At 49.6% G+C, this 25118-nt stretch carries 21 protein-coding genes and 1 pseudogene; 11 read left to right on the forward strand and 11 right to left on the reverse strand.

The genetic code is table 11. From position 1 onward, the window contains the following. A partial coding sequence (tnpA, locus tag AOQ57_RS00890; protein ID WP_093624297.1) for an IS200/IS605 family transposase occupies nucleotides 1–390 on the forward strand: 390 nt, incomplete at its 5' end. Nucleotides 391–494: 104 nt separating this feature from the next. Here the strand turns inward: tnpA and lepB are convergent. The 4 genes from lepB to asnB all read right to left on the reverse strand — a co-directional run bounded on the left by lepB (nucleotide 495) and on the right by asnB (nucleotide 6177). Continuing rightward, the gene (lepB, locus tag AOQ57_RS00895) at nucleotides 495–1106 is read right to left on the reverse strand and encodes a signal peptidase I (RefSeq protein ID WP_093624299.1); all 612 of its coding nucleotides are present in this window, start codon (nucleotides 1104–1106) and stop codon (nucleotides 495–497) included. A 61-nt stretch (nucleotides 1107–1167) separates the two neighbouring features. Further along, on the reverse strand, nucleotides 1168–2730 hold the full coding sequence (locus AOQ57_RS00900) for a UDP-N-acetylmuramoyl-L-alanyl-D-glutamate--2,6-diaminopimelate ligase (RefSeq protein WP_093624301.1): 1563 nt from the start codon (nucleotides 2728–2730) through the stop codon (nucleotides 1168–1170). A gap of 1 nt (nucleotide 2731) precedes the next feature. Beyond that, complete coding sequence (gene murE, locus AOQ57_RS00905; RefSeq protein WP_093624303.1) at nucleotides 2732–4267, reverse strand: UDP-N-acetylmuramyl-tripeptide synthetase; 1536 nt, start codon at nucleotides 4265–4267, stop codon at nucleotides 2732–2734. After that, nucleotides 4267–6177, reverse strand: a complete 1911-nt coding sequence (asnB, locus tag AOQ57_RS00910; RefSeq protein ID WP_093624305.1) for an asparagine synthase (glutamine-hydrolyzing) — start codon at nucleotides 6175–6177, stop codon at nucleotides 4267–4269. The genes murE and asnB overlap by 1 nt, the downstream gene beginning before the upstream one ends. Before the next feature lie 308 nt (nucleotides 6178–6485). Between asnB and AOQ57_RS00915 the strand changes: the two genes are divergently transcribed. Next, on the forward strand, nucleotides 6486–7907 hold the full coding sequence (locus AOQ57_RS00915; protein WP_093624354.1) for an amino acid permease: 1422 nt from the start codon (nucleotides 6486–6488) through the stop codon (nucleotides 7905–7907). A gap of 30 nt (nucleotides 7908–7937) precedes the next feature. Here AOQ57_RS00915 and mscL read toward each other — a convergent pair whose 3' ends face one another. The 7 genes from mscL to rpmH all read right to left on the reverse strand — a co-directional run bounded on the left by mscL (nucleotide 7938) and on the right by rpmH (nucleotide 14357). Continuing rightward, nucleotides 7938–8315, reverse strand: a complete 378-nt coding sequence (gene mscL, locus AOQ57_RS00920) for a large-conductance mechanosensitive channel protein MscL (protein WP_093624307.1) — start codon at nucleotides 8313–8315, stop codon at nucleotides 7938–7940. A gap of 249 nt (nucleotides 8316–8564) precedes the next feature. After that, nucleotides 8565–10469, reverse strand: a complete 1905-nt coding sequence (gene mnmG / locus AOQ57_RS00925; protein WP_093624309.1) for a tRNA uridine-5-carboxymethylaminomethyl(34) synthesis enzyme MnmG — start codon at nucleotides 10467–10469, stop codon at nucleotides 8565–8567. An 11-nt stretch (nucleotides 10470–10480) separates the two neighbouring features. Beyond that, a complete protein-coding gene (gene mnmE / locus AOQ57_RS00930; RefSeq protein ID WP_093624311.1) occupies nucleotides 10481–11869 on the reverse strand; it encodes a tRNA uridine-5-carboxymethylaminomethyl(34) synthesis GTPase MnmE in 1389 nt (462 codons plus the stop codon). 142 nt (nucleotides 11870–12011) lie between these two features. Next, nucleotides 12012–12806, reverse strand: coding sequence for an RNA-binding cell elongation regulator Jag/EloR (gene jag, locus AOQ57_RS00935; protein ID WP_093624313.1), 795 nt, complete (start codon nucleotides 12804–12806; stop codon nucleotides 12012–12014). A 103-nt stretch (nucleotides 12807–12909) separates the two neighbouring features. After that, nucleotides 12910–13743 (reverse strand): YidC/Oxa1 family membrane protein insertase, encoded by an 834-nt coding sequence (locus AOQ57_RS00940; protein WP_093624315.1) that lies wholly within the window; start codon nucleotides 13741–13743, stop codon nucleotides 12910–12912. Between the two features lie 15 nt (nucleotides 13744–13758). Next, nucleotides 13759–14103, reverse strand: coding sequence for a ribonuclease P protein component (rnpA, locus tag AOQ57_RS00945; RefSeq protein WP_093624317.1), 345 nt, complete (start codon nucleotides 14101–14103; stop codon nucleotides 13759–13761). Between the two features lie 119 nt (nucleotides 14104–14222). Beyond that, nucleotides 14223–14357 (reverse strand): 50S ribosomal protein L34, encoded by a 135-nt coding sequence (rpmH, locus tag AOQ57_RS00950; protein WP_006917488.1) that lies wholly within the window; start codon nucleotides 14355–14357, stop codon nucleotides 14223–14225. Nucleotides 14358–14870: 513 nt separating this feature from the next. On the opposite strand from rpmH, the gene dnaA reads away from it, so the two are divergent. From dnaA to rpsR, 9 genes and pseudogenes are all read left to right on the forward strand, one after another. Then, complete coding sequence (gene dnaA / locus AOQ57_RS00955) at nucleotides 14871–16187, forward strand: chromosomal replication initiator protein DnaA (protein ID WP_093624319.1); 1317 nt, start codon at nucleotides 14871–14873, stop codon at nucleotides 16185–16187. A gap of 165 nt (nucleotides 16188–16352) precedes the next feature. After that, nucleotides 16353–17492, forward strand: a complete 1140-nt coding sequence (gene dnaN, locus AOQ57_RS00960; protein ID WP_093624321.1) for a DNA polymerase III subunit beta — start codon at nucleotides 16353–16355, stop codon at nucleotides 17490–17492. Between the two features lie 223 nt (nucleotides 17493–17715). Continuing rightward, nucleotides 17716–17934, forward strand: a complete 219-nt coding sequence (gene yaaA / locus AOQ57_RS00965; protein ID WP_093624323.1) for a S4 domain-containing protein YaaA — start codon at nucleotides 17716–17718, stop codon at nucleotides 17932–17934. Between the two features lie 9 nt (nucleotides 17935–17943). Beyond that, on the forward strand, nucleotides 17944–19068 hold the full coding sequence (gene recF, locus AOQ57_RS00970) for a DNA replication/repair protein RecF (protein WP_093624325.1): 1125 nt from the start codon (nucleotides 17944–17946) through the stop codon (nucleotides 19066–19068). Beyond that, nucleotides 19065–21014 (forward strand): DNA topoisomerase (ATP-hydrolyzing) subunit B, encoded by a 1950-nt coding sequence (gyrB, locus tag AOQ57_RS00975; RefSeq protein WP_093624327.1) that lies wholly within the window; start codon nucleotides 19065–19067, stop codon nucleotides 21012–21014. The genes recF and gyrB overlap by 4 nt, the downstream gene beginning before the upstream one ends. Before the next feature lie 26 nt (nucleotides 21015–21040). Then, entirely contained in the window at nucleotides 21041–23554 is a 2514-nt protein-coding gene (gene gyrA, locus AOQ57_RS00980; RefSeq protein WP_235788980.1) for a DNA gyrase subunit A, read from the forward strand. 209 nt (nucleotides 23555–23763) lie between these two features. Further along, a complete protein-coding gene (gene rpsF / locus AOQ57_RS00985) occupies nucleotides 23764–24057 on the forward strand; it encodes a 30S ribosomal protein S6 (protein WP_093624329.1) in 294 nt (97 codons plus the stop codon). Between the two features lie 42 nt (nucleotides 24058–24099). After that, a pseudogene (gene ssb / locus AOQ57_RS00990) lies at nucleotides 24100–24693 on the forward strand (single-stranded DNA-binding protein); the annotation flags it as partial. 177 nt (nucleotides 24694–24870) lie between these two features. Then, entirely contained in the window at nucleotides 24871–25107 is a 237-nt protein-coding gene (gene rpsR, locus AOQ57_RS00995) for a 30S ribosomal protein S18 (RefSeq protein WP_003682305.1), read from the forward strand. Nucleotides 25108–25118: the final 11 nt, after the last annotated feature.

Consider the following 25118-nt stretch of genomic DNA (forward strand, 5'->3'; position numbering starts at 1 on the left):
CACTACCACCTCATTTGGGGAACCAAGTGTCGTCATGCTATTTTTAGTGACGAAAATTTAGCTAATGAAATGAAGGAAATCTTACAACAGGTTGCTAACGATAATCAGATTACAATCGAAAAAATAGAAATCATGCTCGATCATGTCCATGTGCTGATTAGTTTTGCTCCTAGCAAAGCCCCGGCCAGTGCAATCAAAGCCCTCAAAGGGCGAAGTGCTTTTATTTTCTTGCAACGACACCCTGAGATTCGTCAGTCGCAATACTGGGGCGGTCATCTCTGGTCTTCAAGTTACTACATGAGTACGCTTGGCAACATGAGCAAGGAAGTCGTTGAGAAATATATCAACGACCAAAAATACAATGCTGAGCAAAAAGAAAACGCCCATTAAGGACGTTGAGTAGGGGCATTCATCCCATGACTAAAGTCACGGGACTTCTGCCTAAAATTGTCATTAAAAGGGGCCATGACTTTTTTGTCATCGCCCTTTTTTTATTAGTTACCAGTAAAGTAATGCTTCCAAAGCTGGTTAACGTTTTTCTTGTGCTGGCTAGTACTGCTTGACCAAAAGCCTACCTTAACCACTCCGACAATCTTATTCTTCGGTACAAAGCCCCAGTAGCGACTGTCATTGGAGACTGAACGGTGGTCCCCCAAAACGAAGTAGGAACCCTTTGGCACCTTAGTAGCGCCCATATTGTGCAGCCAGTTATTCTCTTCAGAGATTGACGAGAGGGTCCACGTCCCGGTTCCGGTTGTCCGCTGGTACTTGGAGATGTACGACTGATTGGTTTTCTTACCATTAACGTAAATATTACCGTTCTTGGCTTCAACCGTGTCCCCCGGCAGGGCGATCACCCGCTTAACGTAATCAGTTGTCTGTGATACCTGAGGGTCCACTCCGTTGGCATCAAAGACAATCACACTACCGCGGTGAATCTTTTCCGTCTTGACGGCCACCACTCGCTCGTTATTTTGCAGGTTAGGCTGCATTGACGGCCCATCCACTTTTACAAGCTGAAAGGCAAACTGCCGAACTAAGAGTGCAATAATAAGTCCAATCGCCACCGGAACTAGCCAGCTCAAGGTTTGTCTTAATGCTTTCATTCTTTTCTAGCCCCGCTTTTCTATTAATCACTTTTATCTTACAACAAAGCCCGTCATTCTCCTAGTCAGAACCCGATCCTTCCAGTGCGCCCACCACCTGAGTGGCAACCGAGATATCGCCCGGGTACGGGAGATCGGTCCCATTGGTTTTTTGGTAATGGTCATCGCCCTTACCGGCTAAGACAACCAGGTCACCTGGTTTAGCAGCGGAAATGGACCGTTTAATCGCCATTTCTCGGTCGGCAACGTAATCAACCTTCTTCACCCGATCGTGATCAATGTAGGAATCGATTTCTGCAGCAATTTTCTGGGGGTCTTCAAAGGCCGGGTCATCGGTGGTCAAGATTACCCAATCGGCCCGTTCCTCGGACAGGGCCTGGCCAAAGCCTGGTCGGCGCGAAATTCCCTTGTTACCCGGTGCTCCGAGGACAACCGTTACTTGATTTAAATCCCCCTGCTGGTGCTTCAAAAAGGCTAACAAGCGCTTAATTGAGGCGTAGTCGTGGGCATAATCAACGTAGACCGTTCCGTGGGCCTTAGTCTTGATGATTTCCATCCGGCCGGCCACATGGACGTTTTGCAGGGCCTCCTTGATCGCTGCCGGCGTCACCTTACCCAGAGCTGCGCAAATGGCTGCTGCCGTGGCGTTACCAACGTTGTAGTCACCCGCCACACTAGCAAAATACTGTCCGTCCAGGGTCAGGGCGCTGCCACGGTCACTCACCCCCGTCAAACTAAAACGCGACCCATCCAAGTCGGTCTCTTCAATTTGATAGGCTAGATCTAAAGCCGGGTAGCTCCCCGCCCGGCCAAACAGGTAAATCTTAGCCGGATCGGTCGAGACCCTGGCGGCCTGGTAAACTTCTTCAAAGTGATCCATTTCTGCGTTAATCACACAGGTACTGGCATTTAAGAGCAACTGCTCCTTGCAGAAGAGATAGTTAGCAAAGTTAGGATGCTCGTTTTGACCAACGTGATCGCTGGAAATATTTAAAAAGACCCCAACGTCAAAGTGTAAGGAATAGACCCGGTCAAGCAAATATGATTGTGACGATACTTCCATCACCAGGTGGGTCATCCCGTTATCGACGGCCTGGCGCAGGTAACGAAATAAGTCAAGCGATTCTGGTGTGGTGAGCTTGGACTTAAAGACTTCTCCTTGCCCTAGTGAGGTGTTTAGGGTCGAAATCAGGGCAGTCCGGTCGTTAGCTCCCCAATTCATGGCCGTTGCAGTGAAGTAAGCCGTCGAGGTCTTTCCCTTGGTTCCGGTAATTCCAATGGCAAATAAGTCGTTAGACGGGAAGCCGTAAAAAGCGTTAGACAACAGTGCCATTGCCCGCTGAACGTTAGTAACGATCAAGGCGGTCGCTCCGTTTTGGTAGCTTTGTTCAGCCACGTACGCCGTTGCCCCACGGTCGATGGCCTCAGTCAGGTAGTCCTCTTTAAAGGCCGCCCCCTTACAAAAGAAGAGGGTTTCAGATTGAACCTGCTTAGAGTTATATTCAACGTGGTAAAAGAAGTGCTGGCAGTAGTTTTCCGTCCGTACTAACAAACCATGTTCCGTCAGCAGTGAGATAGCCGAGTTGGTATCAATGTGAACTTGGTCGATTGGTTGCAGGGTCATGTTACTTCTCCATTAGTCGCTTAATAATTTGGTAATCACCCTCGTAGGGAACGTCAACGCCCTTTTCGTGCATGAAGGTTTCCCGGCCCTTAGCGGCCATGAATAAGGCGTCACCTGGTTTAGCCATAGCGTAGGCCTCTTCAATGGCGGCCTCACGATCAACATTGACGATCACCTGGAGGTCTTTGTTATCGATGTGCCCCTTGATGTCGTCGGCAATCTTGTGCGGGTCTTCAAAGAAGTTGTCTTCCGAGGTTAAAATCGCCACGTCTGCATACTGGGACAGAGCGCGTCCAATATCCTTACGACGAGATTCAGCCTTCCCCCCGGCTGCGCCGATCACTACGATCAGGCGGCCGTCTTTGAATTCATTTTTCATAAAACGGAAGCTAGCCGTCAGACTTAAGTAGTTGTGAGCATAGTCGACACAGGCCACCACGCCCTTGTCGTCTTTGATAAACTCCATTCGGCCCGGAACGCTGGTTTCCGCTAATCCGTCCTTAAAGGCATCACTAACCGGAGCCACTTGGGCCGCCACAGTTAGAGCGGCCAAAGCGTTGGCGACGTTGAAGTCCCCTGGCATCATAACGCGAAAGTCGCCACTGAGCTGCGGCAGAGCCTTGTTTGCCGTTACCACAGTGAAGTAACCGTGTTCGCCCAGTCTGTATTGGTAGTCGGCCTCAGAAGCACTACTGCCAAATGAAATTACCTTCTTACCAAGGTTACGAGCCTTTTCGGCCAGGTAATTATACTGGCTGCTTTCCTTGTTCAGGATGATCACCTTGCTGTTGTCAACAATCTGACTCTTACAGGATAGGTAGTCCTCAAAACTTGGGTGCTCAACCGGGCTAATGTGATCCGGCGAGATATTCAAAAAGACGCCGATATCAAGTGGCAGGCCATAGACCCGTGACTTCTTATAAGCCTGGGAGGAAACTTCCATTACCAGGTACTTCATCTTGTTGTCAACGGCCTCTTTCATCATCTTAAAGAGGTCTAAGGACTCCGGCGTCGTTAGGTGGGCTGGGATGAAGGTTTCCCCATCCAGGCACTCATCAATGGAGGAGAACTGAGCAACTACCTTACCCAGGGCCTTAGCCATGATGTGACGGGTAAAGTAGACCGAGGTTGTCTTCCCCTTAGTTCCGGTGTAGCCAATCACGGTTAATTGACGATCTGGATAGCCATAAAAAGCCCGGGCCACGGTTGCCATCGCCTTTTGGATGTCCGTAACCACCACCTGGGGTAGGGCTGGGTTGGTACTGTTAGCCAATTGGTCGGTGTAATCAGCGGCTGCCATGACAAGACTGGCACCCTGGTTAGCTGCCATCGTCAGGTACTTGGGATCAAATTTAAGCCCCTTACAAAAGAAGAGGGTTCCTGATTGAACCGTCCGGGAATCATAGGATAAGTCTGAGACGGACTGGTCCGCCAAGTCCGCTGGGGCTTGGTCGTGCCACTTACCGGCCACGATTAATTCCTTAAACAGCCCCGCTTCCTTTAAAATCGTGATGATTTCACTCAGTTTCATCGTCATTATTCCATCACCTCGGCGTCCGCTTGCTTAGTGTATTCTGGCACGTAGTTATCGATAAAGTAGAGCTTATACCATACCAAGAAGGTGTAAATTGTCCACAGCTTACGGCGGCCGTCAATCTTTTGATTATAGTTATCATCGGCCAGCTTTAAAATCTTATCCTGGTCAAAGAACTCCTTGACGAAGTCTTCTTCAAACAGGGCCCGCACCTCTTTATAGTACTTGTCTTCGTGGAGCCACTCGCGAATCGGAACCGGGAAGCCCATCTTTGGCCGGGTTGCCCATTCTTCCGGTAGGTGCCGGTTGGCCGCCATCCGGAAGGCCCACTTGGTCCCCTTATAGTTGAAGAGGTACTTAGTTGGGGTATGGGAGGCTACGTTCATGACCTCCTTGTCCAAAAGCGGCACCCGCAGTTCCAAGGAATTAGCCATACTCATCTTATCAGCCTTGAGCAAGATGTCGCCCGGCATCCATTGGTGCAAGTCGACGTATTGACGCTTAGCCACCTCATCGATATTCTTTGGTTCGATCTTATCAAAGTACGGGGCCAGAATCTCTTGAATCGTTGGGCCGCAATCAAAGTCCTTAGCTAAGACGTCGCTAGCCTCTTCCGGCGAGAAGATGTAGGCTTGACCAACGAAATCCTCACGGGCCGGGGCCATGGCATGGTACATGTGCAGACGCCCGTGGAAGTTTTTATGGTTCTTCAACCATTCCCCAATCTTGTAGCGAGTCGGTTGTGGGAGCTTACGCAACTGGTCCGTCACCCAGCGGATCGACTTGGAAGAAGTGTTAAAACCATAATCGGTATAGCCGGCAAACAATTCGTCGGCCCCTTCCCCAGATAACATCGCCTTGTAGCCGTTATCCTTGGCTAACTTAGTCAAAAAGTACAATGGCACAACGGACGGGTTGGAGTCCGGTTCATCCAGGTAGTATTGGATGGTCGGGAAGGTGTTGAAGGCCTCCTCATTGGTCAGCTTCTTATCCGTATTCTTCAACCCTAACTTTTGGGCCAGTTCACGGGCCTGCTTAGTTTCGTCGTAACGGGAATCAAAACCAATTGAGAAGGTATTATCGGGCCGCATCATTGCCGTAACGTATGAGGAGTCCACCCCAGCGGACAAGAAGGATCCCACCTTGATACCGGCATCGGCAAAGGAGTGAGCTTTAACAGACTCATCGACGGCTGCTTCAATCTTATCAACCGCCTCCTTGAAGCTCTCCTTTTCTGGGGAGAAGTCTGCATCCCAGTACTGTTCCATCGAGAATTCACCATTCTTGTAACGGAAGAAATGACCTTCTGGCAGACGGTAAACACCCTTAAAGAAGGTTTCGTCAGTGGCTGGGTATTGGAAGGTCATGTACGGCTTTAGGGCTTCTTTATTCAGTTGCTTGTCAAAGTTCGGGTGGTCCAGGAAGGACTTGATTTCGGAACCGACAAAGAAGGTCCCGTTCATCTTGGCGTAGTACAGGGGTTTGATTCCAAAGTGATCGCGGGCCCCGAACATTTCCCCAGTCTCCCGGTTCCAGATGGCAAAGCCAAACATCCCCCGTAGCTTCTTAACCACATCTTCGCCCCACTCTTCGTAACCGTGGAGAATAACCTCCGTATCGGCATGGGTGCTAAAGTGGTGACCGGCCCTAATTAGTTCCTCGCGCAGGGGTTTAAAGTTGTAAATTTCCCCATTAAAGATGATCGCCTTTGAATCGTCTTCATTAAAGATCGGTTGATTCCCCGACTTAACGTCGATAAAAGACAGCCGCCGGAATCCCAGGGCTGCTTGGTCATCAACAAACATTCCAGAATCATCCGGTCCCCGGTGGATAATTCGGTTCATCATCTTTTGAATTTGAACTTCCTTTTCCTGTGGCTTTTCATTATCCACGAACGCAACAATTCCACACATTGTTTTTTCAACTCCAATTCTCGTTTTGTCTAGGTTATTTCCCGGGAAATTACTGCTAGGGAAATAGTCTGCAAAGCGCCGTAAAATCTATATAATGATAGTCTTTTTCCCCGGCCGTGTAAACCGATCGGATCATTAAGGATTTCTTACGGTTTGCCCATTTTTTGTGAATATCCGGTGAATATTACGGTTGTTATCCCGTTTTATGTTAGAATGAACTGATACATTATGAAATTTTATCCATTTAGAAAGAAGGGTTCTTTGTGAAATCGTCAGCCGACGCTGCCGCCGGTACCGAAAATCATGAAATGAAACGGAGTCTAAAGACCCGTCACTTATCGATGATTGCCCTGGGAGGATCAATTGGAACCGGGTTTTTAATTGCCTCTGGTTCCGCCATTGCTACAGCTGGTCCCGGGGGTGCCCTTGTGGTCTACGCCCTTATCGGGATCATGGTCTACTTTTTGATGACCTCGCTCGGGGAAATGGCCACCTTCTCACCAACGACCGGTTCCTTTGTTACCTACTCCACTGATTACGTTGACCCTGCTTTTGGCTTTGCCATGGGCTGGAACTACTGGTTTAACTGGACGATCACGATCACCGTGGACGCCGTCTCCTGTGGGGTAGTCATGAACTACTGGTTCCCACACCTGCCCTCCTGGGTCTTTTCTTCAGTCGTCTTCATTTTGATTGTCTTAATTAACTGGCTGTCGGTTAAGTCCTATGGGGAAACCGAATATTGGCTCTCCTTTATCAAGGTGGTCACAATCGGCTTTTTCTTAATCGTTGGGTTCTTAGTGATCTTCGGGATCATGGGAGGTCACTCCGCAATCGGCCTTAAAAACTTCACCTACAAGGAAGCCCCCTTTGTCGGCGGCTTTCCATCCATGTTTGCAGTCTTCTTAGTGGCCGGAATGTCCTTTCAAGGAACCGAGTTGGTTGGAATTACCGCTGGGGAATCAGCCGACCCACGCCACGCCGTTCCTAAGGCCATTCATTCGACCTTCTGGCGGATCCTCTTATTCTACTTGCTATCAATCTTTGTGATGGCTTGCATCCTACCGTATACCGACAAGAACCTCTTGTCTTCTAACGTCCAGGATGTCTCAATGAGTCCACTAACGATCGTCTTCCAGCGGGCTGGGCTAGCAGCAGCGGCTTCCGTCATGAACGCCGTTATCTTTACCGCCCTACTTTCGGCAGCCAACTCCGGACTGTACGCCTCAACACGAATGCTTTATACGCAAGCCAAGGAGGGCTTTGCCTGGCAGATCTTTGGCTACGTCAACAAACGCGGAATTCCAATTTATGCCATGGTCGGGACGATGATAGTATCATTGGCCATCTTTGCCACTCAATTCATGGGTAAGGAAGCTTACAACTACTTAATTAACGCTTCCGGGCTCTCTGGTTTCATTGCCTGGCTAGGGATTGCCATCGCCCACTACCGTTTCCGGCGCGCCTACGTCAAGCAGGGTCGTAAGCTCAGCGACCTCAAGTACAAGGCGGCCCTCTTCCCGTTTGGGCCCATATTTGCCTTTATCCTCTGTCTGATCGCCATCGGGGGCCAAAACCTTGATGCCTTTGCTAAACTGGATTGGGAAAACATTTTAATTACGTACATGTCAGTCCCGCTATTTATCATCTTGTACCTCTACTACAAAATTAAGTATAAGACCAAGTTGATCTCATTAGGGGATATCGACTTAGATGCTCACCGCGAATAATATAATAAAAGCCGNNCGGCTTTTATTATATTATTTAGTTTGTTTCTTGAGCAGTTCCACGATCTGGCCAAGGTATTCTTCTTCCTTAGACGGACTTTCTTCAGCCGTCTCTTCTTTCTTCTTTGGCATTACCCTGTTAACAGCCTTTACCATTAAAAAGACCACGAAGGCAATGATCAAGAAGTTAATCACTTCGTTTAGGAATGCCCCATAACGGAAGTGGGCTGAACCAATGGAAAAAACTAGGTTGGAAAGGTCAATCCTCCCAAGGAAAATCCCAATCAATGGGTTAATTAAATCGGAAACCAATGACTTTACAATTGCTGTGAAGGCAGCCCCAATGATAACCCCAACGGCTAGGTCCATCACGTTCCCGCGGGCGATGAACGTCTTAAACTCATTTAACATATGCATCCTCGCTTTCCCAATTCAGCTAAAAAGAGATGTTTCTCCTTCGCCTTAAGATTTTCTTAACCTCATCATACACTGTTCAGCTACTCTTTGGCAAAGCTAAATGCCATTTTTATTTATTAGGCTATAAATTATACGTGCATTACTATTAGACCTTACTGAAGTTGCCCTTATAACCATTTAAAGGGGTGTTGAAACGATCAATTAAATTCTAAAGTCAGCCCCTTTGGACAAGCGCCTATTTATTTACTTGAGCTTGCCCTGCCGCAGGTAAACCGACAGGATTGCCAGGTCGGCTGGATTGACTCCCGAGATCCGGGAAGCCTGAGCCAAAGTGGTTGGCCGAATTTGCTCTAACTTCTGACGCCCCTCCGTAGCTAGTCCTTCGATTGCCTGGTAATCAATATCCGCTGGGATCCGCTTAGCTTCCATCCGTTTGAGGCGTTCAATCTTTGCCTCTTCCTTTTCGATGTAACCGGCGTACTTGAGCTGGATTTCAACCTGCTCCACCTCCTGGCGGTCCAATTCCACTTGTGGGGCGGGGACAAAGCGCAACAGGGTTTGGTAATCCACATACGGCCGGCGTAAGAAGGCGTCGGCGGCCAAAGCATCCTTGAGTGGCTTGTCACCGTGTTCAACCACAAAGGCGTCAATTTCTTTACCCGGCTTAATTCGGTAACTTTGCAACCGGCTGATTTCTTCTTCGACCCGGGTTTTCTTGACCTCCATCTGGGCAAGGCGCTGGTCGGACACTAGCCCGATTTTGTGACCCCTTTCCATCAACCGGAAATCGGCATTATCGTGGCGTAACAAAAGCCGGTATTCGGCTCGACTAGTTAAGAGCCGGTATGGTTCCTTAGTCCCCTTAGTAACCAGGTCATCAATCATAACCCCAATGTAGGCATCAGAACGCTTCAAGATAAATGGTTCCTTCCCCTGAGCGCGCAGACCAGCATTGATCCCGGCAATTAGACCCTGACCGGCTGCCTCTTCGTAACCCGACGTCCCGTTGGTCTGTCCAGCGGTATAGAGGTTGTTAATCAGCTTAGTTTCAAGGGTTGCCTTCAGTTGGTACGGGGCCACAACGTCATATTCAATCGCGTAGCCCGGCCGCATCAGTTCAGCATGTTCCAACCCGGCTACCGAGTGAATCATTTGGTGTTGGATTTCTTCTGGCATCGAGGTTGATAGCCCATCCAAGTAAAACTCGTCGGTATCACGTCCTTCCGGTTCCAGGAAGACCTGGTGACGATCCTTGTCGGCAAAGCGAACGATCTTGTCTTCAATTGACGGGCAGTAGCGCGGCCCAACCCCTTCAATCACACCGGAAAACATAGGGGCCCGGTCGAGGTTATTGCGTAGAATATCGTGGGTGGTTGGGTTGGTGTAGGTCAGCCAAGAAGAGATCTGATCCTTGACCGGAACGTAGGAGGCGTCCGGAGTATCAAAGGAGAAGTGGTTCGGTGTTTGATCACCGGGTTGTTCCTCAGTCTTAGAATAATCGATCGTGTTCCCGTCCACCCGTGGGGGCGTTCCCGTTTTAAACCGCTGAAGGTCAAAGCCCAACCGTTCCAGGGCTTCTGATAACTTAACGGCGGCCTTGGAGTTATTCGGACCGGATTGGTACTGGAGCTCACCAATGATGATCTTTCCCCGGGCAGCCGTTCCGACCGTCAGAACCACTGCCTTGGCGTGGTAGGTAGCTCCGGTATTGGTTATGACTCCCTTAACAGTGTTGTCTTCAACGATCAGGTCATCGACCACTCCCTGGCGCAGGGTTAAGTTAGGTTCCCTTTCGATCGTCCACTTCATCTGGCGGTGGTAGGCGTGCTTATCGGCTTGGGCCCGCAGTGCTCGTACAGCCGGCCCCTTCCCGGTGTTTAGCATCCGCATCTGAATATAGGTTTTGTCAATATTGTGGCCCATCTCACCCCCAAGGGCATCAATTTCGCGGACCACTACCCCCTTGGCCGGTCCCCCTAAGGACGGGTTACATGGCATAAAGGCAACCATTTCCAGGCTAATCGTAATTAAGAGGGTCTTGTTGCCCATCCGGGCGGCGGCTAGGGCGGCCTCGGAACCAGCGTGACCAGCCCCCACAACGATTACGTCGTAGTCGCCCCCGTTGTAGTTAACAACTTTGGTTTCCATTATTGTCTCCTTTACTTTCCTAAGCAGAATTGGCTAAAAAGCTGATCGAGTAGCTCGTCTTGATAAGACTGACCAGTAATCTCACCTAACGTATTCCAGGCGTCAGTCATGTCGATTTGCACTAAGTCAACCGGCATCCCGGCGTCGATCCCATCCAAAACGGCGTTGAGTGAGTCAACAGCTTGGTGCAAGAGGCCAATGTGGCGCGCATTCGTAACCATCACCGCCCCACGGTTAGATTCGATTCCTTCGTTAAAGAAGCGGTTGGCGATCGCCTGCCCCAGTTCCTGCATCCCGGCGTGTTCCAAAATAGATGTTTGAATGATTGGAGCGCCCTTAACTAGACTTGTTAATTCAACCAGGTCAACCTTGGCCGGTAAATCGGTCTTGTTAAAGATCACCATCCGGGGTTTTTGCGCCGTCACGTCAATTAGCTGACGGTCCTCATCGGTAAGTGGCCGCGAAGAATCGATCAATAATAATATTAAATCAGCGGTCTCGATGGCCCGGCGTGAACGCTCGACCCCGATCTTTTCGACCGTATCGTCAGTGTGGCGAATCCCGGCCGTGTCGATCAGCTTTAACGGCACCCCAGCCACGTTAACATATTCTTCAATCACGTCACGGGTCGTCCCTGCCACCTCGGTCACAATCGCCTTATCCTCGTGCAAGAGGGTGTTTAACAGGCTCGACTTCCCGACGTTGGGACGCCCAATAATCGCCGTTGCCAGGCCATCCCGCAAGACCTTCCCCTCCTTAGCCGTGGCTAAAAGGGTCTCTAAGCGTTGACGGACCTCAATGGCCTTTTCTTTCAACAGTTTGGTGGTCATCTCTTCGACCGCGTCGTATTCCGGGTAGTCAATGTTGACTTCTACCTGGGCTAGGACGTCTAGGATATCTTGACGTAGGCGTTTAATCAGCCGCGACAGGTCACCGTCAAGCTGGTTTAGGGCCACCTTCATCGACTTGTCAGTCTTGGCCCGGATCAGGTCCATCACCGCCTCAGCCTGGGAAAGATCCAAGCGTCCGTTTAAAAAGGCCCGCTTAGTGTATTCACCTGGTTCGGCCAACCGGGCCCCGTGCGATAAGGTTAGCTGTAAGATCCGGTTGGTTGCCAAGAGTCCCCCGTGACAGTTGATTTCCACCACATCCTCTTTGGTGTAGGTCTTGGGGGCTAACATTACCGAAACCATCACTTCGTCAACTGTCTGCTGGTTATCAGGGTCAATGATATGGCCGTAATTAATTGTGTGACTTTTGACCCGGTGGAGGTCCTTGCCCTTATATAACTTGTTGACGATGTCGAGGGCCTCGGGGCCAGAAACCCGGATGATCGAGATTCCCCCTTCACCGATCGGTGTCGAGATTGCTGCAATTGTGTCTTGGTCTGAATTTGCCATCTGCTTGTCCTTTCTCGAAAAAGAAAAAAGTGCCCCTCCACGAAGCCTGGGTCCCCAGGTCATGGTCAAAGCACTTTCACTACTCTAACGAAGTTTTAAATTTTACCGTGTTTATTGTAAGTACTTTACCGGCCCTTGTCAATCATTTGGGAGCGATCACGATCGAACGAAAGGGTTCCCGGCCCTGCGAGTAGGTCCTAACGTTCCTGTTTTCCTCCAGCTGCTTGTGTAAGAGCTTGCGTTCACGGGCTGGCATCGGGTCCAAGAAGACCGCCTGGCCACTGGCAATCACGTCAATCACCGCTCGTTCACCTAAGCGGGTAATCGCCTCTTCTCGCTTGGCACGGTAGTTTTCAATGTCCAGGGTCACCTGAGCATCTTTAACCCCTTGGTAACTTAAAAAGGCTGCGCTGAGCACCTCAAAGGCGTTAATCCGCCGGCCATGGTAACCAATTACCTGTCCTGGCGTTTTAGCATTCAACTCAATCTCAACCTCCCTAGCCGTGCTCTTGGCTACCCTTGCGGAAACGTCAATCCTTAGGGCCCGGTAGGCTGTCGTCAGATAGTCAATCAGCTTAACGGCCGCTGCTGACATTCGGTATAAGTTATGTTCGTGGCGGGCGGTAATTTCTTCTGGGCTTAGTTCTGCTTGAAGGTCCGGCGCCCCTACTGCACTTTCTTTTGGTACTGCTTCTTCTACTGGGGCCGCTACTGAATTTGGTTCAACTTCTCCTTGTACGGTCCGTGGTTGCGGCGCTGCACTTTCAACCACGGCTAAAACCCGGGCTGAAATCCGGGCTGGTCGGGCAAACAGTCCAAATAACCCCCGGCGCCCTGAATCAAGCACCTCAATTTCTAATTCCTCTTTGGATCTCCCCAGGGCATGTTCAGCCTTTAAGACCGCCTGTTTTAAATCTGCACCCCTAAATTCGCTCATCAAATCCCCCTCCTTAGGGTAGTGATCCACCCCCAGGCATAATAATAAGGCCCCAGCGGTTCGTATACCGAACGTTCCTGGAGCCCCTTCACACTTGTGCTATTTACTTTCGCTTGCTGGAATATGCCCGCCGCTTAGCCTTTTCAAGCTTGCGCTTCTTTGCACGCTCAGCAGCTTGCTTTTCTTCACGCTCCCGCCGAATCTTGAACGGGTTTTGGATGATCAAAGTCTGAACCACCTGGAAGGCATTGGTAATTACCCAGTACAAGGTGATGGCCGCGGAGAATTGTAGGGCCATGAAGAAGATCATAATTGGCATTACCCAGGTCATTGTGGTCGTCATTGAGTTCTTTTCCGGCATTGAAGCCATCGACAACCACGAAGAGATAAAGGTAAAGACAGCTGCTAAAACCGGCAAGACAAAGTAAGGGTCCGGGCGTCCTAATTGCAACCATAAGAAGGTCCCCGTCTTTAGCTGAGCTGTCCGCCAGATGGCTTGGTACAAAGCCCACATAACCGGTAGCTGTACTAAAAGCGGCAGCATCGAAGCGAACGGATTAACCCCGGCTTCCTTGTAGAGCTTTTGCTGCTCAATTTGAAGCTGCTGCATCGTTTCACGATCCCGTGACGAGTACTTCTTTTGCAGAGCCTTTAATTGTGGCGCCAGCTCCTGGGTCTTCATCATTGTTTTGGTCTGGTAAAACATCAGTGGCAGGATGATAATCCGGATGATGATCGTAAAGATGATGATCCCCATCCCGTAACCACCAAAGACGCTGGACAGCCAAATAATAAACCGCGAACAGTTGTAAACAATGTAGTGGTCCCAAATCCCAGTGCTATGACTAGTGATCGGCTTGTTAGAACAGGCCGCCAAAAGCAGGGTGAGCCCCAAAATCCCCGTCAGGCTCAGGACCTTTTTGCCTTGTTTTTTCAAACTTTGATCCTCTCTTTACTTTTCCTCAAACAGATGTGCCAACGTAAGCGCATGGACCAGATTTTTCTTGATTTCTTTCATCGAAAGGTCGGCCGCGGACTTACGGGCGATTACCAAGAAATCAACGTCCTGCTTTAAATCAGGTTTAACCTCCAGCAGGGTTTGGCGAATCCGCCGTTTAACCCAGCCCCGCTGGACGGCGTTACCCACTTTTTTACCAACCGAAATTCCGACCCGGAAATGGGGTTGATTGGGCTTTTGCATCTGGTAGATCACAAACTTATGATTGGCCACCGAATTATGAGTTTCAAACACCCGTTGGAAGTCGCTTTCCTTTTTTACTCGGTACGATTTTTTCATTTAAATAATCAGTCTCCAACCCATCCTAAAACAAAAGGGACATGGCAACGACAACTACAACATCACAATTGCAGTAAGTGGCTGCCCTGCCCCTTTTAAGGTTACTTAATGTAACGAAATTATGCTGATAATACCTTCCGGCCCTTTTGACGCCGGCGAGCTAATACCTTCCGGCCATTGCTAGTGCTCATCCGAGCGCGGAAGCCGTGTACACGAGCACGGTGGCGCTTCTTAGGTTGAAATGTGCGCTTCATTACTTTGCACCTCCTTAGCAGCTAATTTTTTTAGTTTCTTTATTAAAACGTCCGTTTAAAAAGAGTGCTCTCTTCAAACATACTTTTGAAGTATAGCATACTTTTGAGGTGGAAGAAACCGCCAAGTCACTGAAAAAATAAATTCTCCTTGACAGTTTTCCACAAACAATCCACAGCGTTGTGTATTTCTTTGTTTATCCGTCAAGTTATCCACTGCCTTTTCCAAGGGCTTTTTACTTATCCCCGGCCGGTGGGCAAAGTTTTCCACAAGCCGGTGGAAAACTTTTGAAAACGTGATAAGACCAGTGTTTAGCTCGGTGGATATCCCCATTAAGTTGTGGATAAAACAAAATCATTGTTAACTTATCCACCTTTCCACATCCCTGGGGATAATTTCCACACACCGTTGTTTATAACTGCCACCAATTTTTCCACCTGTGGAAAACTCTGCCAAGGAATGATAAAATATCGGTTGTAAAATTTAATCTATTCAGACGTAGAGGAGGAATCATTTTGACTGAGCTCGATTCTCTTTGGGAAGCGATCCAAAATTCATTCCGTAAGTCGAAAGGAGACACGACTTACAAAAACTTAATTGCTCCGGCAAAACCCCTCGACCTCTCTAACGGCAAACTTCGTATCCAACTGCCCTCCCAGTATCACCGTGATTTTTGGGAACAGCTAACTGATCAGGTTGTCGAGATCGTCTACCAACATACCGGCCAAGAAATTCGGCCAGAATACGTGTTGGCTACTGACCCGGCTCCCTTTGGAGATACTCCTGCCCGACCGAAGTCGACCTTTAAAGAAGAGACTCCACTTAACCCGGAGTACACCTTCCAAACCTTTATCGAAGGGCGCAGCAACATGATGGCCTACGCATCGGCCTTTGCTGCTTCCGAATCTCCGGGTGATCAATACAACCCGCTCCTGATTTATGGGGGGGTGGGCCTGGGCAAGACCCACCTGATGCAGGCAATCGCCAACAACATGAAGTTTCATAACCCCAGTGTCCGGATCAAGTACGTGACCAGCGAAAACTTCATGAACGACTTTGTCAATTCAATTAAGTCTGGGACCCAAGAGGAATTTCGGCGCGAATACCGTGACCTGGACGCCCTCTTAGTCGACGACATCCAGTTCTTCGCCTCCAAGGGGGAAACGCAAACCGAGTTTTTCAACACCTTCAACGTTTTGTACGACAACAAAAAGCAGATTGTCTTGACCTCGGATAAGGATCCCCGTGAGATCCCTAACCTGACGGAACGGTTGGTTTCCCGCTTCATGTGGGGAGTTCCAGTTGAAATCACCTCCCCGGCCCTTGAAACTCGAATTGCCATCCTCAAGTCCAAGGCCGAAGAAGAACAGTTAGACGTTCCTAACGAGGTCTTAAATTTCATCGCCCAGCGAATCAACACCAACGTCCGGGAACTGGAGGGGGCCCTGATGCGGATCCGGGTCTTTTCCGAACTCCACCACCAGCCGATTACCCTTAAGCTGGCTACCGAGGCACTTCAGGGAATGGTCGCCAACACCGAAACTACCGTCACCATCGACCTAATTCAAAAACGGGTTGCCACGTATTACAACATCAATCAGTCCGATATTACCGGTAAGAAACGGACTAAGAATATTGTGGTTCCCCGCCAGATTGCTATGTACCTGTCTCGTGAGTTAACCGATAACTCCCTGCCCAAGATTGGCAAAGAGTTCGGTGGCAAGGATCATACAACGGTTTTACACGCCATCGATAAGATTGAAAAACAGGTTCAAGAGGACGCCCGGCTGCAAAGTGACCTCACCAACCTCAAGAACGATCTACAAGCGTAGTCTGTGTAAAAACGACTAGTGATTCACAGAATTATCCCCAACTTATCAACAAGTGGAAAACTTTGACCTTACCAGTGTTTTCCACTTTTCCACAAATTCCACAGCCTCTACTACCACTACTACATTTTTACTTAATATAAATTAACTATCAGGGAGGACTTCTTCATGAAATTCACCATCAACCGGACAGCCTTTATCGGTCAACTTAACAACGTCTTACGAGCAATCTCATCTAAAACAACAATCCCGATTTTAACTGGCCTAAAGCTGGTTGTTGACGATAACCAAGTAATTCTAACCGGGAGTGATGCTGACATCACAATCGAAACCACCCTAAGTGGTGCGGATGGTCAGTATCAATTAAGTGTTGAAGAACCAGGCGCCATTGTGTTGCCTGCCCGTTTCTTCAGCGATATTGTTAAGAAATTACCGGACCAACAGGTAACGATTGCGGTTACGGAAGGCTTTCAAGCGCAGATTATTTCTGGGACGGCCGAGTTTACAATTAACGGCCAGGATGCCGATAACTACCCGCACTTGCCAGAAATTGATAGTGAAGCCAGCTTTGAACTGGCTCCAGACCTATTTGCTGACGTGATCCGCCAAACCCAAATCGCAGTTTCCCACCAAGAGAGTCGGCCGATTTTAACTGGGATCCACGTAACGTTGGCCGACGGAGTTTTGACGGCCGTAGCTACGGATAGTCACCGCCTTTCCCAGCGGAAAGTCACTCTGTCTAACACTGGTGACAGGAAGTTGGACGTGGTAATCCCAGGGAGCTCACTTTCCGAATTGTCTCGGATGATTGGAGATGTCAAGGATTCCGTTACCATGCAAGTAACTGAAAACCAGATCCTGTTTGTCTTTGGTAACACTCGTTTCTACTCCCGTCTCTTGGAAGGAAATTATCCAGAAACGTCGCGGCTAATCCCGGACACTTCTGACACGACGGTAGAATTGGAAGCCAATACCTTCCTGGCTTCTATCGAACGGGCCTCGCTTTTATCACACCAAAGCCGTAACAACGTGGTTAAGCTGACCGTTGACCCGCAGGCAGGTGTTGCCAAGGTGTCTGGTGACTCTGCCGATATCGGGAATGTTGAAGAAAATATCGCCACTGACCGGCTACAGGGAAACCAGTTAGAAATTTCCTTTAACCCGGACTACATGAGCGACGCCTTGAAGTCGTTTGGTCAGGCAAAGATTATCTTGGCCTTTACGACGCCTCTGCGTCCATTCACCTTAGTACCAACCGAGGAATCCGATAACTTCGTCCAACTGATTACCCCAGTTCGGACCTACTAGGATAACTCTTAAAAAGAAGGGGGCTGCGACTAAAAAAGGTCGCAGCCCTTTTTAGTTCAAAAATTAGTAATGGGCGCTTGGACGGTTTTTAAGGGTGCAAAGGGTTTTTTATCAAAAAGGGGGCAAAAATGCTCAGACGGCCTCTGAAGTGGAGAAAATTTGTTTTTGGCCCTTAAAAAAGCTATAATTGACTTATTAAGTAAAGTAGGTGACGTGTGAACATATGGAAAAGGAAATCAAGATCGACCGCCCCTTCATCACGTTGGGGCAGCTCTTAAAAGAAGAAGGCATCATCCCCACGGGGGGCGCTGCCAAATGGTTCTTAAAGGAACACGAAGTCAAGATTAATGGGGAACTAGACGATCGCCGGGGCAAGAAACTTTACCCCGGCGATCACATTGATGTCGTTGGCATTGAACGCGTTGCGATTGTAAAAGACTAGGAGCAGGCGATGATTCTCCAGGAGCTCCAGTTAAGTCACTACCGTAACTATGAAGAACTTTCGGTGTCCTTTGCGCCGGGGATCAACGTCTTAATTGGAGAAAACGCCCAGGGGAAAACGAACTTGCTAGAGGCCATCTACCTCTTGGCCTTCACCCGGAGTCACCGGACGGCCAAGGATCGGGAGCTGATCAGCTGGCACCAAAAGGTTGCCCGGGTCAGTGGGGTGGTCAAAAGGACAAGTGGCCGTCTGCCTTTAGAGGTGCAAATTTCCACCAGTGGTAAGCGTGTTAAGGTCAACCACCTTTTTCAAAAGCGGCTGTCTACTTACGTCGGCCATTTAAACGTGGTTCTATTTGCCCCTGAAGACCTAGCCCTGGTCAAGGGCGCACCAGTCAATCGGCGCCAGTTTATGGACATGGAATTTGGCCAGATGAGCAGCAAGTACCTGTACAATATTAGTCGTTTTAACCAGCAGCTGACCCAGCGTAACGCTTATTTGCGCCAACTTAAGTATGGCCAGCAAAGTGACCGGATTCTGCTAGGGGTGATCACCGACCAGTTAGCTCAGGCGGCTGGTGAGGTGGTGGTGGCTCGTTACCAACTAATTAAACGTTTGGAAAAGTGGGCAGCGGATTTACACCATCACATCTCTAAGGAAAAAGAGGAGCTGACCCTGCAATACGTCAGTCAAGTTGACGTTAACGATCAAATGAATGTCGAGGAGGCCGTTGCCAAGCTCCGGCGCCTCTACTCGGAAAATGAGGAGCGTGAAATCGAGAACGGCACCAGCCTAATTGGGCCCCAGCGCGATGATATTCACTTTATTGTCAACGGACAAAACGTCCAACGTTTTGGTTCCCAGGGCCAGCAGCGAACGACGGCCTTAGCCGTAAAACTAGCCGAAATTGACCTAATGAAGGAACAAACCGGTGAGTACCCACTACTGCTATTAGACGATGTCTTATCTGAACTTGATGATGACCGACAGACCCACCTGCTTACGGCAATTCAAGACAAGGTGCAAACCTTTATCACCACGACGAGCTTAAGTGGGGTAGCCCGGCAGTTGATTCACCAACCAACGATCTTCACGATTCACGATGGTACACTCAGCAAGGAGGAAGACAAGTGAGTGAACAAGAAGCACACGTACGTAAGGCGGAATTAGCCAGCGAATACGACGCCAGCCAAATTCAGGTCTTAAAGGGACTGGAGGCTGTTCGGAAGCGGCCTGGGATGTATATTGGTTCCACCACCGTCCAGGGGTTACACCACCTAGTTTGGGAAATTGTCGACAACGGGATTGATGAAGCACTGGCCGGCTTTTGCGATGAGATTAACGTGATTGTTGAACCTGATAATTCGATCACCGTCACTGATAACGGGCGGGGTATTCCAGTTGATATCCAAAAAGAAACTGGTAAGCCCGCCTTGGAAACGGTCTTTACGGTTCTCCATGCTGGGGGGAAGTTTGGAAATGGTGGTTACAAAGTTTCCGGGGGACTCCACGGGGTGGGGGCTTCGGTTGTCAACGCCCTGTCAACGGAATTAGACGTTAAAGTTGTCCGTCAAGGCAAGGAATACTACATGGACTTTGCCCGCGGCCACGTCAACAGCACCATGAAGGTGATCAGAGAAGGCCTTCCCGAAGGGGCTCACGGTACAACCGTCCACTTTAAGCCGGATCCGGAAATCTTTCGGGAAACAACGGTTTACAACATTAAGACCCTGATTGACCGCTTACGGGAACTAGCCTTTTTAAACAAGGGACTTAAGATCAACGTTGAGGATCATCGTGAGGGTCAAGACATCAAGGAATCCTTTCACTACGAAGGGGGGATTCGCCACTACGTCGAGTACCTAAATGAGGGGCATGAGCTGCTCTTTGACCCGCCAATTTACGTGGAGGGTGAGTATAAGGGGATTACGGTCGAAGTTTCCTTGCAGTACACGGATGACTACCGTTCCAACCTGCTGACCTTTACCAACAACATTCACACTTACGAAGGGGGAAGCCACGAAACGGGCTTCAAGACGGCCTTGACCCGGGTAATCAATGATTACGGGCGTAAGAGCGATCAAATCAAGGGGAACGTCACCTTGTCTGGGGAGGACGTGCGTGAAGGCTTGACCGCCGTGGTCTCCATCAAGCACCCGAACCCGCAGTTTGAAGGGCAAACCAAGACCAAGCTGTCGAACTCCGATGCTAGAACGGCAACCGACCACATCTTTGCTGAGACGATGACTCGCTTCATGATGGAAAATCCGGACGTGGCCCACAAGATTGTCGAAAAGGGAATGCTGGCAAGTAAGGCCCGTGACGCCGCCAAGCGTGCTCGGGAAGTGACCCGTAAGAAGAGCGGGTTAGAAATTTCCAACCTGCCTGGTAAGCTTGCTGATAATACCAGCAAGGACCCGAATATCTCTGAGCTCTTCATTGTCGAAGGGGACTCGGCCGGCGGTAGTGCCAAGCAAGGGCGTTCCCGTTTAACCCAGGCTATCTTGCCGATCCGGGGAAAGATCTTAAACGTTGAAAAAGCCTCTTTGAACCGGGTCTTAGCCAATGAAGAAATTCGCTCCCTGTTTACGGCGTTGGGAACGGGCTTTGGTGACGACTTTGATGTCAATAAGGCCAACTACCACAAGCTGATTATCATGACCGATGCCGATGTCGACGGGGCCCATATCCGGACGCTTTTGTTGACCCTCTTCTACCGGTTCATGCGGCCGATGATTGAAAAGGGGTATGTCTATATTGCCCAGCCACCGCTGTACCAGGTGCGCCAAGGAAAGTTTGTGAAGTACATTGAAAATGATGAGGAATTAGAGCGGGTGGTTAACTCCTTGCAACCGAGTCCTCGCCCAGTTATCCAGCGTTACAAGGGTCTGGGAGAAATGGATGCTGAACAGCTCTGGGAGACGACGATGGACCCAGAAAACCGGCACCTACTTCGGGTGAAACTAGACGATGCCAAGGCCGCCGATGAAATCTTCCCGATGCTGATGGGAACTAAAGTCGGACCACGACGGGAATTTATCGAAGAAAACGCCACCTTCGTGGAAAACCTCGACCTGTAAAGAAATGAAATTGAGGAGGAACAAGCGTGCCAGAACAAGAGATACCTGGGCGGATAACGGATGTTAATCTGACCAGCCAGATGCGTAATTCATTCTTGGATTACGCCATGAGTGTCATCGTTTCCCGGGCTCTACCCGACGTTCGTGACGGCTTAAAGCCGGTTCAGCGCCGAATTTTGTACGGGATGAACGAACTAGGGGTTACTCCAGACAAGCCGTACAAGAAGTCGGCCCGGATCGTCGGGGACGTCATGGGTAAATTCCACCCCCACGGGGATTCTTCGATTTATGAAGGGCTCGTGCGGATGGCCCAAGACTTCTCCTACCGTTACATGCTGGTTGACGGCCACGGGAACTTCGGTTCCGTCGACGGTGACGGGGCGGCCGCCATGCGGTATACCGAAGCCAAGATGAGTAAGATTGCCGTTGAAATGTTACGCGACATCAACAAGGACACTGTTGATTTCCAAGATAACTACGATGGGACCGAAAAGGAGCCGGTTGTCCTACCGTCCCGCTTCCCGAACCTCTTGGTTAACGGGGCCTCCGGGATTGCCGTCGGGATGGCAACTAACATTCCGACCCACAACCTAGGTGAAGTGATCTCGGCCATCCACATGCTGATGAAGAACCCAGACGTCACCGTTGCCGAACTGATGAAGGCCTTGCCAGGACCGGACTTTCCGACTGGTGGGGTAGTCATGGGGAAGGCAGGGATCCGTCAAGCTTACGAAAGCGGTCGGGGCTCAATCATCGTACGGGCCAAGGTTGAAATTGAAGAACAAAAAAACGGTAAGCAACGAATTGTCGTTCACGAAATCCCGTACATGGTCAACAAGGCTAAGTTAATCGAGCGGATCGCTGAATTAGCCCGCGAAAAGGAGATCGACGGGATCACCGACGTCAATGACGAAACTGACCGTGAGGGGATGCGGATTGTGATTGACGTCCGTCGTGACGCCAGTGCCGAAGTGATCTTAAACAACCTCTACAAGTTGACCTTGATGCAGACGGCTTACAACTTCAACATGTTAGCGATCGTCAAAGGGGCGCCGAAGGTCCTGTCCCTAAAGGAAATCCTTCAGCACTACTTGGCCCACCAAGAACAGGTTGTTCGTCGCCGGACTGAATTTGACTTGAAGAAGGCCCAAAACCGGGCTCACATCGTTGCCGGGTTGCGGATTGCCTTAGACCATATCGATGCAATCATTAACATCATCCGAAGCTCAGAAACCTCTGAATTAGCTAAGCGGCGCCTGATGGATGACTATAGCTTATCTGATCGTCAGGCTCAGGCCATCTTAGACCTGCGACTGGTTCGCTTAACCGGTCTGGAACGTGAAAAGATCGAAGATGAGTACCAAAAACTAATCGCCGCAATTGCTGATTACAAGGACATCTTGGCCCACCAAGAACGGATCAATCAAATTATTTACGATGAACTGATGGAGATCCAAAGCAAGTTCGGTGACCAGCGGCGGACTGAGCTTCAGGTCGGTGATATCACCAACATTGAAGACGAAGACTTGATCGAAGAAGAAGAGATTGTCGTGACCCTGACCCATAACGGCTACGTTAAACGCCTGCCAGTCGATGAGTTTAAGACTCAAAACCGCGGGGGCCGTGGTGTTAAGGGGATGGGTGTTCATAATGATGACTTCATTGAACACCTAGTTGCAAGCTCCACGCACGATCTCCTGCTCTTCTTTACTAATACCGGGAAGGTCTTTGCCATGAAGGGGTATGAAATCCCTGAATACGGGCGGGCTGCCCAGGGGATTCCGATCATTAATCTGTTAGACATTGATGGGGATGAAAAGGTCACCGCCGTTATCAACGTCGCGCAAAATGAGGACGACTTGCAAAAGGACCTCTTCTTTGTAACGCGCCAGGGAACGGTTAAACGCACACCGGTAGCCGAATTTAAGAATATTCGCTCCAACGGACTTAAGGCGATTAACCTCCATGACGGAGATGAGCTAATTAATGTGGCAATTGTTGGTGCAAACCAAAACATGATCTTAGGGACCCACCTCGGTTATGCCTTAACCTTTAAGGTCAGTGCGGTTCGCTCAATGGGCCGGGCTGCCGCCGGGGTCCGTGGGGCCCGGTTGCGTGACGGTGATTACCTGATTGGTGCTGCTCCGTTAAACGAAAATGATCAGGTCTTAGTTATTTCTGAAAAGGGATACGGTAAGAAGACCCCGGCTAGTGAGTACCCAGTTAAGGGCCGTGGTGGTCTGGGGATCAAGACCGTTAACGTGACCGAAAAGAACGGTCCGCTGGCCGGTTTAACCACCATCCAGGGCGATGAAGACCTGATGGTGGTTACCGACAAGGGGGTAATCATCCGCTTCGGGGTTGAGACCGTTTCGCAAACTGGTCGTTCGGCAATTGGGGTTCACCTGATTAAAATGGACGCCAATTCGGTCGTGGCTACGATGACTAAGGTTGAAAAAGAAGACGACCAAGCAGAAAGCCCAGCCGATGTGACAACACCAGGGCAGGAAACATCGGTCGAAGAATCGCAAGAAAATTAATTTAAAATATTTTCGTCACCAAGATCCAGAATTGCGTACTTAGTTATTAGGGAGGCAATTCCGGATCTTTTTGTTACCCCAGGTTTAACTTGTGATTGACGAAAATTTATGTTAATATTCTAACCTGTGAGTATACGTAACGACGTCTACTCTCCTTGTTCTCTCCGAAGAGCGGAGGGGGCCAGAGTCCATAAGGAGGTGTAACATTCATGGAAACGCGCAAATATGAAATTACTTACATCATTCGTCCTGATATCGAAGAATCTGCAAAGAGCGAGCTGGTAGCCCGCTTTGACAAGATTCTGGCGGACAATGGTGCAACCGTAGTTGACTCAGCTGATTGGGACACGCGTCGGTTCGCTTACCAAATTGGCAAGTACACTGAAGGTACTTACCACATCGTGAACGTGACTACCGACAGCGATGCTTCTCTGAACGAATTTGATCGTTTAGCTAAGTTCAACGACGACATCCTGCGTCACATGATCGTTAAGCGTGGCTAAGCTTAACGGTTAACATTATATAAGAGGGGAGTGCGATAGCCGATGCTAAATCGTGTGGTATTAACTGGGCGACTAACACGGGATCCGGAATTGACCTATACCCAGAGTGGGACCCCCGTTTTACGGTTCTCAATTGCCGTTGATCGACAGTTCAAGAACCGTGAAACGGGCCGGCGGGACGCTGACTTCATTAACTGCGTCATTTGGCGTACGTCAGCGGAAAACTTTGCCCGCTTCACCCATAAGGGCGCACTCGTCGGTTTGGATGGCCGATTGTCCACCAGTAACTATGAAAACCAACAAGGTCAACGGGTTTACCGGACGGAAGTCACGGTTGAAAACTTCGCCTTGTTAGAACCGCGGTCTGCTAACAACGGTAATGGTGGTTACAATGGTGGGAGTTATAACAATGGTAACGGCGGTGGTTTTAATAACCAGGGCCAAGCCTTTGGTAATAACGCCTACGGTAACGGTGGTAATTTCGGGGCCACTCCTCAAAATAACTTCGGGGGGTCATCAGCTCCTGTCAACCAGCCTTACGGTGGAAACTTCAACCAAAACCAGGGGGGCGTCTTTAACCAGGGACCAACCCAAATTGATGCCGATAGCTTGCCGTTTAGTCAAGAGGCCGACAGCAATTCCACGACCAGTAGTAGCGCCGTTAACATTGACGACAACGCTGCGTTAAACAACGGTAGTGCAGGTAGCGGTTCAGCAAGTTCTACCCAGGACCAAGACGGGATGCCATCATCAAATGACCTTCCCTTCTAATTAGAATAAATTTAACTACTAAACAATAAGGGAGGTAAATTCATGGCTCAACAACGTCGTGGTGGCCGTCGTCGTCGCAAGGTCGACTTCATCGCTGCCAACCACATTGAATACATTGATTACAAAGATACTGATTTACTGCGCCGGTTCATTTCCGAACGGGGTAAGATCTTACCACGCCGGGTAACCGGGACCAGTGCTAAGAACCAACGCCGTTTGACGATCGCAATTAAGCGTGCACGGATCATGGGCTTACTGCCATTCGTTGCCGAAGACTAGTATTCCCAAGA

Origin of the sequence: Limosilactobacillus gorillae (assembly GCF_001293735.1) — a bacterium.
GTDB classification, from domain to species: domain Bacteria; phylum Bacillota; class Bacilli; order Lactobacillales; family Lactobacillaceae; genus Limosilactobacillus; species Limosilactobacillus gorillae.